The organism is Paenarthrobacter sp. NPDC089675 (assembly GCF_044749185.1).
In the GTDB taxonomy this organism is placed as follows: domain Bacteria; phylum Actinomycetota; class Actinomycetes; order Actinomycetales; family Micrococcaceae; genus Arthrobacter.
This window is the reverse complement of the sequence record NZ_JBIVHM010000001.1, coordinates 325,468-338,951: the sequence shown is the minus strand read 5'-3', so window position 1 is coordinate 338,951 and position 13,484 is coordinate 325,468. Positions and strand designations below refer to the sequence as shown.

Genomic DNA, 13,484 nt, shown 5'->3' with positions numbered 1-13,484 from the left:
GGTCAGCCGCCTAGCAGCGCGCGGTGGGCTTCCCGTCGTCGTGCTTGTTCTTCCGGATCCGGTACGGGAAGCGATGCGATCAGCCGCTTGGTGTATTCATGCTGCGGCGACCCCATGACCTGGTTGCCGATACCTTGTTCCACAAGCTTTCCCTTGTACAGGACGCCAACCCAGTGCGAGAGCATGTCCACGACAGCGAGGTCATGGCTGATGAATAGGGAAGCAAACCCGTACTCCTCCTGGATGTCCTTGAACAGGTCCAGCACCTTGGCTTGGACCGATACATCCAGCGCCGACGTTGGCTCATCGGCAATAAGCAGGCGGGGATTCAGTGCCAAAGACCTCGCCAGGGAGGCGCGCTGCCGCTGGCCGCCGGACAGCTCGTGCGGATAGCGCTGGGCGTACGACGCCGGCAGCTGGACCGATTCGAGCAGCTCGCCTACGCGTTTACGCGCCTGCGCCGCGCTTGGCTTGGTGTGGATGACCAGCGGCTCTGCCACGCATTCCCCGATGGTCAGGTGCGGATTGAAGGAAGCTGCCGGGTCCTGGAAGACGAAGCCAATGTCCTTCCGAAGCGGCCGGAAGCTCCTTTCCTTGAAATCGAGCATCTCGTAACCGAGGACCTTCAGGCTGCCGCCGGTTGCCCGGGTCAGGCCTGCGATGGCCCGGCCGATGGTGGACTTGCCGGACCCCGACTCTCCAACGAGGCCGAACACCTCGTTCTCGGAGACGGTGAAGCTCACGTCGTCGACCGCCTTGAAACCATGCCGCCCAAAACGGCCAGGGTATTCGATGGTGAGGTTCTTCGCTTCCACCAAGACCTTTCCATCTTGGTGCAGCCGGCTGCGCGCACCCTCGGAGGCGGAATTCCGGCCCAGGTGGGGAACTGCCGCAAGGAGTTTCCGGGTGTACTCTTCGCGGGGTTCTGCGAACAGCACCCGTGAAGAGGCTTCCTCCACCACGTCCCCCTGGTACATGACCACAACGCGGTCTGCAAGGTCTGCGACGACTCCCATGTTGTGGGTGATAAGCACGATCGACGTCCCGTAGTTGTCCCGCAGTTCGCGAAGCAACTGCAGGATCTCTGCCTGCACCGTGACGTCAAGCGCAGTGGTCGGCTCGTCGGCGACAATCAAGCCGGGATTCAAGGCCAGGGCAGCTGCAATGACCACCCTTTGCTTTTGGCCACCCGAGAACTGGTGCGGGTAGTAGTCCACCCGCGTTTCCGGCTCAGGGATGCCTACCTTCCTGAGTGCTTCCGTGGCCCGGGCCTTCGCTTCCTTGGCGGAAACCCGGTGGCCGTCCTTCGCGTGGGCGCGGATTCCTTCCGCGATCTGCCAGCCCACGGTGAAGACGGGATTGAGGGCAGTGGAGGGTTCTTGGAAAACCATGGCGACGTCCCGCCCCCGGATTTTGCGGAGGGCAGACTTGCCGAGGCTGATGACATTATTGCCGTTGATCACCACGGCCCCGGCGCTGATGGCTGTTTCCGGCAGCAGTCCGAGAATGGTTTTGGCGGTGACAGTCTTGCCGGATCCGGACTCGCCTACAATCGCGACTACTTCGCCGGGTCGCACGTCAAGGCTGACGTCTTTGACGGCGTGGACGTCGCCCCCGTCGGTGGCGAACGTGACTTCGAGGTGGTCGATGGCAAGGACGGATTCCGGATCCGGTCCTGCGTGGTTGATGTTGCCGAGGTTGGTGGTCATGGCTTGCCCGTTTCTTCCGGCGTGACCGGCTTGGTCGCGCCCGGCCTGGCCCCGCCCGCGCGTTTGCGGCCGCGGATACGGGGGTCGTTGAGGTCGTTGATGCTTTCGCCAACAAGCGTGAGTCCAAGGACGGTGAGGACTATGGCCAAACCCGGGAACACACCGGTCCACCAGATCCCGGACGATGTATCGGCCAGGGCCTTGTTGAGGTCAAAGCCCCATTCCGCCGCAGAAGTGGGCTCGATGCCGAAGCCGAGGAAGCCCAGCCCGGCAAGCGTCAGAATGGCTTCCGAAGCGTTCAAGGTGAACATGAGCGGCAGGGTCCGGGTGGCGTTCTTGAAAATGTGCCGGCCGATGATCCGCAGGCTTGAGGCGCCGAGGACCTTTGCGGACTCCACGAACGGTTCTGCTTTCAGTCTGATGGTCTCTGCACGGATCACCCGGAAATATTGCGGAACAAAGACCACCGTGATCGAAAAGGCACACGAGAAAATACCGCCCCAGAAGCTGGACTGCCCGCGGCTGATCACAATGGAGATAACGATGGCCAGCAGCAAGGTGGGGAAGGCATAGATGGCGTCGGCAACCACCACGAGGATCCGGTCCAGCCAGCCACCGAAGTAGCCGCTGAGCAAACCCAGCGCCACGCCGACGAAGAGCGACATTGCCACGGAAACCACAATGACGGTGACAGCCGTCTGGGAACCCCAGAGGACCCTGGAGAGGACGTCGTAGCCGCCCACCGTGGTACCAAGGATGTGCTTGGCGCTCGGTGCCTGCTGGGTGGGGAACGATCCCGACGCATCGCTGAGCTGGGAATAGCCGTAAGGAGCGAGGAGCGGCGCGAGAATGCTGGTCAGGACAAAAAGCCCGCTCAGGATTACTCCGGCCACCAGCATTCCCCGCTGGAGCCCTACGCTTTTCTTGAGGTGCGAGACAACTGGAAGCCTCGAAAACAGCGGCTGCTTGGGCGCTGAAAGTTCAGTAGTGCTCATGGTCAGTACCTCACTCGGGGGTCGATGAGGGCGGCGATGATGTCAACGATGAAGTTGGTGACAGCGACAATGACGGCCAGGAGCACGACGATGCCCTGGACTGCCACGAAGTCACGGGCGTTGAGGTACTGCACCAGTTGGTAGCCGAGCCCTTTCCATTCAAAGGTTGTTTCGGTCAGGATCGCGCCGCCCAGCATCAGGGCGATCTGCAGGCCCATGACCGTAATGATGGGGATCAGCGCGGGCTTGTAGGCATGCTTGGTGACAAGCCGGTATTCGCTGACGCCTCGCGAGCGTCCGGCTTCAACGTAGTCTTTGCCGAGTGTTCCGATCACATTGGTTCGGACCAGGCGCAGGAATACCCCGGCCGTCAGCAGACCCAGGGCGATGGCAGGCAGGACCGCGTGCGCAGCCACATCGCCCAGTGCCGTGTAGTTGCCACTGCGCAGCGCGTCCAGCCAGTAGATCCCGGACGGAGCAGCGAGGTTGCTCATCGTCAGTTCCGTACGGGTGGAGGCGCGTCCGGCTACGGGGAACCAGCCAAGCCACACCGAAAATGTCAGCTTGAGGAGAAGGCCGGAGAAGAACACCGGCGTGGCATAGCAAAGAATGGCAAACAGGCGCAGCACGGCATCGGAGGCCTTGTCCCTGTGCTGGGCGGCGATGAGGCCGAACGGGATGCCGACGGCGAGCGCCACGATGAGGGCGTTGATGCTCAATTCCAAGGTAGCGGCACCAAAGGTGAACAGCACCTCGACCACCGGTCGGCGGTCGGTGATGGTGGTGCCGAAATTGCCTGTGACCAGTTGCCCCAGGTACTCGAAGTACTGGACCAGGACGGGCCTGTCATAACCGGCGTCGTGGATCCGCTGGGCGAGGACGTCCGGAGGCAGCCGGCCGCCTTGTGCGGCTGTGATCGGATCACCTATGACCCGCATCAGGAAGAAGACCAGGGTCACCAGGATGAAGACCGTGGGGATGATCAGGAAGAACCTGACCACGATGTAGCGGCCAAGCCCTCCCCCGGACTTGGACTTGCTTTTGGGAGTGACGACGCCGGGTTCAGCCTCGGGGACGTCGATGAGTGTTGTCATGTGTTACCTGTGTTCCTGCCCGTGGATTGCGCGGGACTGGTTGGTGCCTGCCGACGGCGATGAGTCAGCAAAGGAGGCGGGACACCGGATCAGTGTCCCGCCTCATTGCTCATCCCAGGGGTGGGTTACTTGGAAAGCGTTCCGAGGCGGAACTTGAACGATGCGTCCAGCGTCTTGTCCACGCCGTTCACGCCGCTTCCGGCAACGGCAACCTGCGCACCCTGGAGCAAGGGCAGGGTGGAGATGTCCTTGGCCAGGGCGTTCTGGACATCCTGGATGTCCTTTTCGCGCGTCGACTTGTCGGCCTCAGTGAGCTGCTTGCTGATCAGGTCATTGACCGTCGGGTTGTTGTAGTGGTTCTTCAGGAAGCCGCCCTCGGGGAAGAAGGGGGTCAGGTAGTTGTCGGCATCGCTGAAGTCCGGGAACCAGCCGAACTGGAAGAGCGGGTACTCATCGGCGCGGCTGGCCTTGCTGTAGGTCACCCATTCGGTGGACTGCAGGTTTACCGTGAAGAGGCCGGACTTCTCCAGCTGTTCCTTGACCATGGCGTACTCATCGCCGGAGGATCCGCCGTAGTGGTCCGGGTTGTACTGCAGGTTCAAGGCGACCTTGTCCGTGATGCCGGCGTCGGCCAGGACCTTCTTGGCCTTGTCGATGCTCGGCTTGCCGTTGTCTCCGTAGGCGTCCTTGAACGACTGGTTGGCGCCGAGGAAGCCGTTGGGCACGTTGGAGTAGAGCGGGAGGTAGGTGCCCTTGTAGACCTGGTCGGCGATGGCCTGGCGGTCTACGAGGTTGGCAATTGCCTGCCGTACGGCCGTGGCCTTGGCGGGGTCGGCGCCGGCAGACTTGGCCCCGAAGGGCATGGTGTCGAAGTTGAAGGTGATGTACCGGATCTCGCCGCCGGGGCCGGTGACTACCTTGACCTTGGAGTCCTTCTTGAGGTCGTCCACGTCGGTGGCGCTCAGGCTCCTGAACGCCACATCGATGTTGCCCTGCTGGATGTCCAGCTTGAGGTTGGTCGGGCTGGCGTAGTACTTGATGGTTGCTTCGTCATTGGCGGGCTTGCCGAGGACCCCTTGGTAGTCCGGGAAGGCCTTGAAGCTGACAAGTTCGTTCTTCTTGTAGCTGTCGATCGTGTACTGGCCGTAGAACGCCTTGGCCTTGATGATGTCGTCGTCAGAGAGGAGCTTGTCGGCCGGGAAGACTTCGTCGTCGACGATCGGCGCAGCGGGACTGCTGAGGATCTGGGCAAACGTCTGGTCGTTGGCGTTCTTGAGCTTGAACACCACGGTGTTCGCGTCCGGTGCGGTGACGCTTTGGATGTTGGTCAGCAGCGATGCCGGACCGGCGGGATCGTTAATGGCCACCTGGCGGTCAAACGAGAACTTGACGTCCTTGGAGTCCAGGGTGTGCCCGTTGGCCCATTTGAGATTGGGCTTCAGTTTGACGGTGTACTCGGTCGGGGAGGTGAACGACGACGACTCCGCGAGGTCGGGCACGGGCTCGGCTCCCCCGGGCTTTGAGTTCAGGAGGAAAGAGTAGATCTGGTTCATCACCATGAACGAACCATTGTCGTAGGAACCCGCGGGATCCAGGGCTGTGACTTTGTCAGTTGTGCCGTAGGCGATGGGGCCGGCCGCAGCCGGTGCGGATGAGGACCCTCCGCCCGAGGGCCCGGTGCATGCCGTCAACGCGAGCGCGGAAACGCCCGCAAGCGCGATAACGCCGTGCAGGGCCTTCTTCTTCAGTGCCATCTGGTGAACCTTCTGTTCGATGGATTCGGCGCGCCGCCGGTCGGATATTTGTGACAGCGCACACATTTGATTCCACGATTCAACCAGACTTCGAAGGCAGGGCACGTCCGATTTGGTGATTCGAGACACAAAATTTACCAACAAGTAGCTTCGTTCAGTCGTTAAGGCCCATTGCCCCGGCGCATGCCCGGGAATATCTTTGTTCCGAGTTGGCAATAGCCTGGCCACGGCATCATGGCCGGCATCCGGGCGGCGGTTTGCGGGGCCGCCGAATTGGGCAGTGCAGCACCGAGTCCGAAAGGACAGCCACATGAGCAAGGCAGCCCTATGCGTAGGGATCAACAAGTTCAAGTTCCTACCCCAATCCAGTTGGCTCCAAGGCTGCGTCAACGACGCCGACGACCTCTCCACGCTGTTGGCCGACCAGTACGGTTTCCAGACCGGGGACATCACCGTCCTCAAGGACGCGAAGGCCACCAAGAAGGCCGTTATGGCAGAAATCAACAGCCTGGTGGATAAATCCATTGCCGGGACGGCAGACCACCTCGTGTTCACTTTCTCCAGCCATGGCACGCAAATACCCGACACCAACGGCGATGAGGCCGACCGGCTGGATGAGGCCTTTGCCTGCTACGACATCAACAACACCGGCGACGCCTGGGACCCTGCCACCGTGATCTCGGACGACGAACTGTCAGCCGCCTTTTCCCGGCTGCCCGAGGGCGTCCTCATGGATGTCGTCCTGGATACATGCCACAGCGGCACAGGCTTGAAGTCACTCGACCTCCTGCCCGGCAGGCGCCCGCGCTTCCTCCCGGCGCCGACCCCGCGGGCGGTGATCACCACGGAATTCAACGACTCGCGTACACTCCGCGACCTGGTCAAGGCGGCCACGTCGTCCAAACCGGTACTCATGGCCGCGTGCCGCTCGGACCAGACCGCGGCCGACGCCCTGATCGACGGACGCTACAACGGCGCCTTCACTTATCACTTCGTCAAGTCCGTGCGCAGTGACGCCACCGTTGGCCGCGCTAGTCTCCTGAAGCTGGTCAGCAAAGGACTCAAGGCCGGCGGCTTCGACCAAGTGGCACAACTGGAAGGCACGACGGCGGCCCGCAAGGCCGCGTGGGGCAGCTGACTTTCGGGCAGCGGTTCACTCTCCTGTGCCGTGGAATTTGGTACGGACACCCGATGAAGCAGCTTCTTCCATGTCCCGCTGCAGGTCCGAGCGAAACTGGGAGGCTTGCCTTTCCCGGTCCATCACCGGCTTGAGCGCGGCATAGACCAACCGGCCACCGGCGTCGAACCTCAACAAGCCGCCGCCGCGGATGTCCACGAAGTCCCGGCGCGTCTTCAGCCCCAACCGCACGTACGCTTCCCGGCGGCTCATCCGGACGGTCTGAATGAAGGAGGCGCCGATCTCGGAGATGATGAACCCGTCCGGCGAGACCCGCTCCGAGGTGCGGACCCGGGTTGAACTCAACGGCGTACGGCGTTCCAACCGCGCAGCGTCCAGGAGGCGGGGGTTTTCCCACACGAACCTTTGGACTTCCTGCGGGTCGGACCCCAACGCCGAAAGCCGGATCGGATACCGGAGGCCCTGGTAGTTTCCGACGCCACTGATGTTGTTCAAGGACACCCGTCGGATGCCGATTGCCGAAAATTCGGCCTGCAGGGTTTCCCGGTAGCCGTGCGGATCTTCAGGCACCATGTCCAGGTCTGCTGCGATGATCCCGCGGAGGAGGTCGCGCCATCCCACGTCTACCGGAGGCATATATGCAAGTCCGCGGATCACCATGCGCAGCATCCGCATTGCGACGATTGAGCCGGATTCGGCTTTTTGCTGCAAGCTCTGGCTGTCTCCGAATCGGGCATTCCTCTCGGACCACAGTTTTTGAACTGCGCGCAGGACGGCCCCGACCACCACGGCGCCACGGGCATGGGGTTCAGTGAATTCCTGCCAGTCTTCCGGGACTGCGCCAACAAACGGCTCGCGCAGTGGACCCCGGGCAAAAAGATCACGGGCGAAGTCAAAGAGGGACCGCATGAGGACTGCGTCATCCACTACCTGGCCCGCCTCGAACCCGCCGGCCGCTGCTTGAAGTTGCCTGTACACCACTTCGCGGGAGGAAAACACCTGGAGGATGGCCACCAGGTCTGCCAGCGCCTCATGCAAGGCCAGTTGCTCGATAGTGGCCAACTGGTCAGCCCAGGCCGGCCTGAATCCGTCCAGGATCGCGTGCGTGACTTCGTGCGCAACGATGTCCCGAAAGAGGGCAGTCGGCACCTTGTAGCCCATCCGGTCCACGGAACCGAACCGGATGATGTTGGTACCGCGTTCATAGCCGGTGTCGGTGGCCGTTACCAGGTCCCGGGCTTTCAGGACCACCCTGCCTTCGGGGTTCCACGGCATGCGGCGTCCCAGCGTTGACTCGAAGATGTCCAGGGTGCCCATGGCAACCCCGTATACGTGCTGGGCAAGGAAACGCGTGTCATCGAGCAACTCGCGGAGATCCGGCGGCGGTGGTTCGGAGACCAGTTGCCAAGGATCGCCCTTGCTGGTCAGGGTTACTGGGGAAACAGTGGTGCCGCGCCACTTCCGGATGTGGATTGCGTAGCGGTGACCCGTGGGCCCCCGCCTCAACCGCTCCACTGGAATGCGCACTTGGGCCGTCAGCGGAGGGGCTCCGCCGCTGCCGATGGGGCCCTCTGCAAGGACCGTCACGGAAACCATCTGCCCGGCTTTGATGTCCCCCGGGCTTTGCTTCGGAAATGCCACAGTCATCGCCGTCCCAATGCGGACCCCAACACACCGCAGCGGTGCGCTGCTTAGGCCAGTATGGGGTTCCGCCTACGGGGAGGCAATGACTAGAGCGCCACCCGCTGAAGGGAACGCGCGGCGTCAATCGTCGCCTGGCCCAGGACACGGGTGCCCTGGTACAACACCACTGTCTGTCCGGGCGCAACGCCACGGAGGGCATCGGTCAGGGTGACCACCAGTTCGTTGCGCTGCACACCGGTCTCGTCCGTCACCGCTTCCACACGCGCGGTCGCGGGAACGGGATCGCCATGGGCCCGGACCTGTGCGTAGCAGCCGAATTCTTCGCCGGACGCCACTTCCGCTATGGGCAACCCTGCCCAGGAGACCTTGATACCCCGGATCTCGTCAATGGCGAGCAACGCCTCCGGGCCCACCACAACCTTGTTTTCCTTGGGCCGGATCTCCAGGACGAACCGCGGCTTTCCGTCGGCAGCGGGAGTTCCCAGCTTCAGGCCACGGCGCTGCCCCACCGTGAACGCATTGGCGCCGGGATGTTCGCCCACCTTGGCCCCGGTTTCGTCCACGATGTCGCCGGTGGTCATCTCGATCTTCTCGGCGAGCCACCCGCGGGTGTCGCCGTCGGAGATGAAGCAGATGTCGTGGCTGTCCGGCTTATTGGCCACGGACAGTCCCCTGCGCTCGGCTTCCGCCCGCACTTCTGCCTTGGACGGCGTGTCGGCAAGGGGAAACATGGAGTGCTTCAGCTGTTCGTGGGTCAGGACACCCAGCACGTAGCTCTGGTCTTTGGCCCAGTCGGCCGCGCGGTGGAGTTCCCGGTTTCCGTCGGCGTCCTCGATGACCTTTGCGTAGTGACCGGTGCACACGGCATCAAAGCCCAAGGCGATGGCCTTTTCCAGGAGGGCTGCGAACTTGATGCGTTCGTTGCATCGCATGCAAGGGTTCGGCGTACGTCCGGCCGCATACTCGTCGATGAAGTCCTGGACGACGTCTTCCTTGAAGCGTTCCGAGAAATCCCAGACGTAGTAGGGGATGCCCAGCACGTCGCATGCACGCCACGCGTCGCGGGAATCCTCGATGGTGCAGCAGCCACGGCTCCCCGTGCGCAGGGTGCCGGGCATGCGGGACAGCGCCAGGTGAACTCCGACGACGTCGTGCCCGGCCTCGACGGCCCGGGCGGCTGCTACGGCGGAATCGACTCCGCCGCTCATTGCTGCAAGTACTCGCATGCTGGCTTTCTCTGGGTCTTGGGATTTCACGGGGATTCAGGATTGGGGCATCCGACGGGAGGCGTTCGGCATGCCCATCCATTCTAGCCGATCAGGGATTACCGCCCGAATAGTCCTTGACTGCCGTTCCGATCACTTCTAAAGTCAAAAGCACCCATTTTAGAATCGGAGCTGACATGGCAACTGAACAAATGGTCATAGTTGGAGGCGGCCTGGCCGGAGCCACCGCGGCGAAGACCCTGCGGGCAGAGGGCTTCGAAGGACCCATCACCCTTGCGGCGGCAGAACCACGCATCCCATACCTGAGGCCCCCGCTCTCCAAGGAATTCCTGCTCGGCAAAGAAGGCGACGATGCCCTGCACGTGGTCCCGGAACAGTGGTACGCGGACAACGGCGTCGATCTCCTTTTGAGCACTCCCGTCGCTTCCCTGGACGTGGAGGGACATGCAGTTGCCTTGGCAGACGGCACTTCCCTTCCGTACGCGAAGTTACTGCTGGCAACGGGCGCCCGGCCCAGGCGGCTCCCCCTGAAGGGGATGGAATTCGAAGGAGTCACTACCTTCCGGACCTTCGAGGACAGCGCCAGGCTGCGGTCGCTCCTGCAAGGCGGAGGGCACCGCGTGGTCATGGTGGGCTCAGGCTGGATCGGAATGGAATTGGCGGCAGCAGCCCGCAGCTACAACAACCACGTCACGTTGCTGGGGCTCGAAGATCTCCCGCTCAGCACAGCGGTGGGGCCCGTACTTGGAGCCTACTTCCGCCGCATCCACGAGGAGCAGGGGGTCAACTTCCTGCTCCCCGCGAGCGCGGCGGCCATCGAAGGGAAAAACGGCCGGGTATCAGCCGTGCGGACCAACACGGACGTCTCCTTGCCGGCGGACCTCGTCGTCATCGCCGTCGGCGTGGCGCCTGACACCGCTTTGGCCGAGGCCGCCGGCCTGACGATCCGCAACGGCATCCTGGTCGATGCCTCCCTGCATACCAGTGCGTCGGATGTCTTCGCTGCCGGCGACGTCGCCAATGCACTGCATCCGTTCACCGGCGAGCACCACCGCAGCGAACACTGGGCGAACGCCCTGAACGGCGGAAAGGTGGCAGCAAGATCAATGCTCGGGCAGGAATCCGTCCTGGATGCCGTGCCTTACTTCTACACCGATCAGTTCAGCCTCAGCATGGAATATTCGGGGTTCCCCTCCCTTGCCACAGGGCTTGAACCGAAGATCCGGGGATCACTGGACGACGGCAGCTTCATAGCGTTCTGGCTGACGGACGACCATCGGGTAGCGGCCGGGATGAGCGTCAACCAACGGCGCGTCCAGAAGGCCATCAAAGCCTTGATCACCGGGCGCGGGCGGGTGGACGAGTCCCGCCTCCTGGATCCTGCCGTACCCCTGGAAGAACTCGTTTCCGGGCAGGCGGGACACACAAGCTAGCCGCCTTGGCTCCTGGCCTCGGTAGCCGCGGTCTGGATACTCGACTCATGCCCCGCCATTCCGGCCTGGCGAGCGCGGGCGCACGCCTCGGGCAGGGCCTTCAGCAGTGCCGTAACGTCTTCCTCCGTCGAGGTATGGCCCAGCGTAAAGCGTTGCGCGCCCCGGGCAGTGTCCTCATCCAGGCCCATCGCCAGGAGGACGTGCGAGGGGCGGGGCACTCCCGCGGTACAGGCCGAGCCCGTCGAGGATTCCACGCCCGCAAGGTCAAGCAGGAAGAGAAGGGAATCGCCCTCGCATCCCGGAAAGGTGAAATGCGCATTGCCCGGAAGCCGCCCGTTTCCGGGTGCCCCGCGCAGGATTGCTTCCGGAACGGCGTCAAGCACTCCCGCGATAAGCCGGTCCCGCAGCCCGCTTAGCCGCTGCTGCTCGGCAGGGAGGTTTGCGGCCGCGGTGGCAGCAGCCGCCGCGAATGCTGCGATGGCCGGGGTGTCCAGGGTTCCCGAACGGACGTCCCGCTCCTGGCCGCCGCCGTGTTGGACAGGCGTGAGGCTGACCGAGCGGCCAAGGAACAGGGCACCCACGCCCACGGGACCACCGATCTTGTGCCCCGATACTGACATCGCGGCAAGCCCCGAGGCGCGGAAGTCCAACGGCACGGAGCCAAAGGCCTGAACCGCGTCCGAGTGCACAGGAATTCCGTACTCCTTTGCAAGTTCGACGATTCGCGGGACCGGCTGGAGGCTTCCCACCTCATTGTTGGCCCACATCACGGTCACGAGCGCCACCGAGCCCGGGTCGTTTTTCAGCTCGCGCTCAACAACATCAAGGCGGACCACACCCTGTTCGTCAACCGGCAGCCAAACCACTTCCGCGCCCTCGTGACGTTCCAGCCACTCGACCGTGTCCAGTACCGCGTGGTGTTCGACGGCGGAACAAAGGATGCGGGTGCGTCGCGGATCTGCGTCCCTGCGGGCCCAGAAAAGACCTTTCACGGCAAGGTTGTCGGCTTCCGTCCCGCCGGAGGTGAAGATCACTTCCGAGGGGTGTGAACCCGCCGCCGCAGCCAAGGTTTCCCTGGCATCCTCGACCACCCTCCGCGCCCGGCGTCCCGCTCCGTGCAGGGAGGACGGATTCCCCGTCCGGCCCAGCTCGCGCGTCATGACGGCCAGGGCTTCAGGCGACATGCTGGTGGTGGCGGCGTGGTCAAGATAAACGGACACCCCGCAATTCTACCGAGGACCGGACTTTCAGGTCGGTTGTCCCGGCAGTTCGCCTGTGATGCGGGCACAACAATGGCCCGGGCCGGAATCAGGAACAACACACTGCTCCGGAACACCCGACGCCTCTGCTGCGCCCCGCAAGAGCGCGCCATTCATCGAGCAGACAACGTCCCGGTGATCCGAAGACAAGCGGTGGAAGGGGCAGTTGAGTAAGCGGTACCCACCGTTTTCGTCCTGCTCCGGGGTGTAACCGAGGTCATTCAAGGCGCCAGGCAAGTCACCCGGCCTGCCCAGACCCAGCCCCTTCCGCCGGGCAGCATCAAGGAGGGTTTCGCGGACAGGGCCGGCGCCCTTGGAGGACGCATCGATTGCGGACGCCATCAGGTCCCCGGCCAAATCGTAGTGACGCTCCGGAACGGAAGCAGCCACCTCGTCCATCGCCGGTAAGTAGAACTTCGCCGGACGGCCTGATCCAGGGCCGCCTTTCCCGGTCTTCTTGAACAGGACGAGCAAAACGCCGTCGCGCACCAACCGGTCAAGGTGGAAGGAAGCCGTACTCCGTGGCATGTCCATGGCCTCCGCCGCTTGGTCGCGGCCCACCGGGCCGCCGGCACTGCGTACATAGGCGAACAACTGCCGCCGACTCGCATCCTCCAAAGACGAGAGAGCAGCAAGCCTTTTCAGCCAAGGGAGCCTGGTCATACCCATGGCATCAAGGATATCTCTAAAAACAAGACCCATTGCTTAAGGAGTAGGTCGATTCTAAAATTAAAGTACCCAATTTTAGAAAGGAAGTCAGGTCATGGAACCTTCAACCACTCATCGCTCCCCGACCCTTGCTGCGGCCACCGGCGTGCAAACCACTCGTCAGGCTTATCTCCTGTTGCGAACCGTCTTCACCGTGGCTCCGATAATCTTTGGGCTGGACAAATTCACCAACCTGCTGACTGAGTGGACCAACTACCTCGCACCTGTCGCCACATCGGTGGTGCCTATCCCTGCACAGACTTTCATGTACGGGGTGGGAATCATCGAAGTCATTGCCGGAGTCCTCGTTGCCTTCAAGCCCCGGATCGGATCCGTGGTGGTGGCAGCGTGGCTCATGGGCATCATCGCCAACCTCCTGGTGCTGGGAAGCTACTTTGACGTCGCGCTCCGCGACTTCGGTCTCTTGGTGGGCGCACTGGCACTCAACCGCCTGGCCACGACCTTCAGTAGGACCGTTCAGTAAGTCCAACCTCCGGACGGAACACCCCGGTCATAGGCTGGAC

Annotated in this window: 11 protein-coding genes; 3 read left to right on the top strand and 8 right to left on the bottom strand. The window is 62.9% G+C overall.

Annotation, left to right across the window (positions count from 1 at the left end; genetic code table 11):
• Positions 1-2: 2 nt before the first annotated feature.
• The 4 genes from ACIPY2_RS01640 to ACIPY2_RS01625 form a co-directional block, all read right to left on the bottom strand.
• Positions 3-1,709 (bottom strand): ABC transporter ATP-binding protein, encoded by a 1,707-nt coding sequence (locus tag ACIPY2_RS01640; RefSeq protein ID WP_400264652.1) that lies wholly within the window; start codon positions 1,707-1,709, stop codon positions 3-5.
• On the bottom strand, positions 1,706-2,704 hold the full coding sequence (locus tag ACIPY2_RS01635; RefSeq protein ID WP_400264651.1) for an ABC transporter permease: 999 nt from the start codon (positions 2,702-2,704) through the stop codon (positions 1,706-1,708). Before ACIPY2_RS01635 ends, ACIPY2_RS01640 begins: the two co-directional genes overlap by 4 nt.
• A gap of 2 nt (positions 2,705-2,706) precedes the next feature.
• The gene (locus tag ACIPY2_RS01630; RefSeq protein ID WP_400264650.1) at positions 2,707-3,798 is read right to left on the bottom strand and encodes an ABC transporter permease; all 1,092 of its coding nucleotides are present in this window, start codon (positions 3,796-3,798) and stop codon (positions 2,707-2,709) included.
• Positions 3,799-3,923: 125 nt separating this feature from the next.
• On the bottom strand, positions 3,924-5,552 hold the full coding sequence (locus ACIPY2_RS01625; RefSeq protein ID WP_400264649.1) for an ABC transporter substrate-binding protein: 1,629 nt from the start codon (positions 5,550-5,552) through the stop codon (positions 3,924-3,926).
• Positions 5,553-5,862: 310 nt separating this feature from the next.
• Between ACIPY2_RS01625 and ACIPY2_RS01620 the strand changes: the two genes are divergently transcribed.
• Positions 5,863-6,690, top strand: a complete 828-nt coding sequence (locus tag ACIPY2_RS01620; protein WP_400264648.1) for a caspase domain-containing protein — start codon at positions 5,863-5,865, stop codon at positions 6,688-6,690.
• Between the two features lie 15 nt (positions 6,691-6,705).
• On the opposite strand, the gene ACIPY2_RS01615 is transcribed toward ACIPY2_RS01620, so the two are convergent.
• Together ACIPY2_RS01615 and mnmA are read right to left on the bottom strand one after the other, a co-directional pair.
• Positions 6,706-8,337, bottom strand: coding sequence for a hypothetical protein (locus ACIPY2_RS01615; protein ID WP_400264647.1), 1,632 nt, complete (start codon positions 8,335-8,337; stop codon positions 6,706-6,708).
• Positions 8,338-8,420: 83 nt separating this feature from the next.
• The gene (mnmA, locus tag ACIPY2_RS01610; RefSeq protein ID WP_400264646.1) at positions 8,421-9,560 is read right to left on the bottom strand and encodes a tRNA 2-thiouridine(34) synthase MnmA; all 1,140 of its coding nucleotides are present in this window, start codon (positions 9,558-9,560) and stop codon (positions 8,421-8,423) included.
• 176 nt (positions 9,561-9,736) lie between these two features.
• Between mnmA and ACIPY2_RS01605 the strand changes: the two genes are divergently transcribed.
• Positions 9,737-10,993 (top strand): NAD(P)/FAD-dependent oxidoreductase, encoded by a 1,257-nt coding sequence (locus tag ACIPY2_RS01605; protein ID WP_400264645.1) that lies wholly within the window; start codon positions 9,737-9,739, stop codon positions 10,991-10,993.
• Here ACIPY2_RS01605 and ACIPY2_RS01600 read toward each other — a convergent pair.
• Together ACIPY2_RS01600 and ACIPY2_RS01595 are read right to left on the bottom strand one after the other, a co-directional pair.
• Positions 10,990-12,213 (bottom strand): cysteine desulfurase family protein, encoded by a 1,224-nt coding sequence (locus ACIPY2_RS01600; protein WP_400264644.1) that lies wholly within the window; start codon positions 12,211-12,213, stop codon positions 10,990-10,992. The genes ACIPY2_RS01605 and ACIPY2_RS01600 overlap by 4 nt on opposite strands.
• Positions 12,214-12,240: 27 nt before the next feature.
• A complete protein-coding gene (locus ACIPY2_RS01595) occupies positions 12,241-12,921 on the bottom strand; it encodes a helix-turn-helix transcriptional regulator (RefSeq protein WP_400264643.1) in 681 nt (226 codons plus the stop codon).
• A gap of 94 nt (positions 12,922-13,015) precedes the next feature.
• On the opposite strand from ACIPY2_RS01595, the gene ACIPY2_RS01590 reads away from it, so the two are divergent.
• Entirely contained in the window at positions 13,016-13,444 is a 429-nt protein-coding gene (locus tag ACIPY2_RS01590) for a hypothetical protein (protein WP_400264642.1), read from the top strand.
• Positions 13,445-13,484: the final 40 nt, after the last annotated feature.

Coding starts and splice junctions, on each gene's coding strand:
- ACIPY2_RS01625 (WP_400264649.1), bottom strand. CDS start 5,552: ATGGCACTGAAGAAGAAGGCCCTGCACGGCGTTATCGCGCTTGCGGGC.
- mnmA (WP_400264646.1), bottom strand. CDS start 9,560: ATGCGAGTACTTGCAGCAATGAGCGGCGGAGTCGATTCCGCCGTAGCA.
- ACIPY2_RS01605 (WP_400264645.1), top strand. CDS start 9,737: ATGGCAACTGAACAAATGGTCATAGTTGGAGGCGGCCTGGCCGGAGCC.
- ACIPY2_RS01620 (WP_400264648.1), top strand. CDS start 5,863: ATGAGCAAGGCAGCCCTATGCGTAGGGATCAACAAGTTCAAGTTCCTA.
- ACIPY2_RS01595 (WP_400264643.1), bottom strand. CDS start 12,921: ATGGGTATGACCAGGCTCCCTTGGCTGAAAAGGCTTGCTGCTCTCTCG.
- ACIPY2_RS01635 (WP_400264651.1), bottom strand. CDS start 2,704: ATGAGCACTACTGAACTTTCAGCGCCCAAGCAGCCGCTGTTTTCGAGG.
- ACIPY2_RS01630 (WP_400264650.1), bottom strand. CDS start 3,798: ATGACAACACTCATCGACGTCCCCGAGGCTGAACCCGGCGTCGTCACT.
- ACIPY2_RS01640 (WP_400264652.1), bottom strand. CDS start 1,709: ATGACCACCAACCTCGGCAACATCAACCACGCAGGACCGGATCCGGAA.
- ACIPY2_RS01615 (WP_400264647.1), bottom strand. CDS start 8,337: ATGACTGTGGCATTTCCGAAGCAAAGCCCGGGGGACATCAAAGCCGGG.
- ACIPY2_RS01590 (WP_400264642.1), top strand. CDS start 13,016: ATGGAACCTTCAACCACTCATCGCTCCCCGACCCTTGCTGCGGCCACC.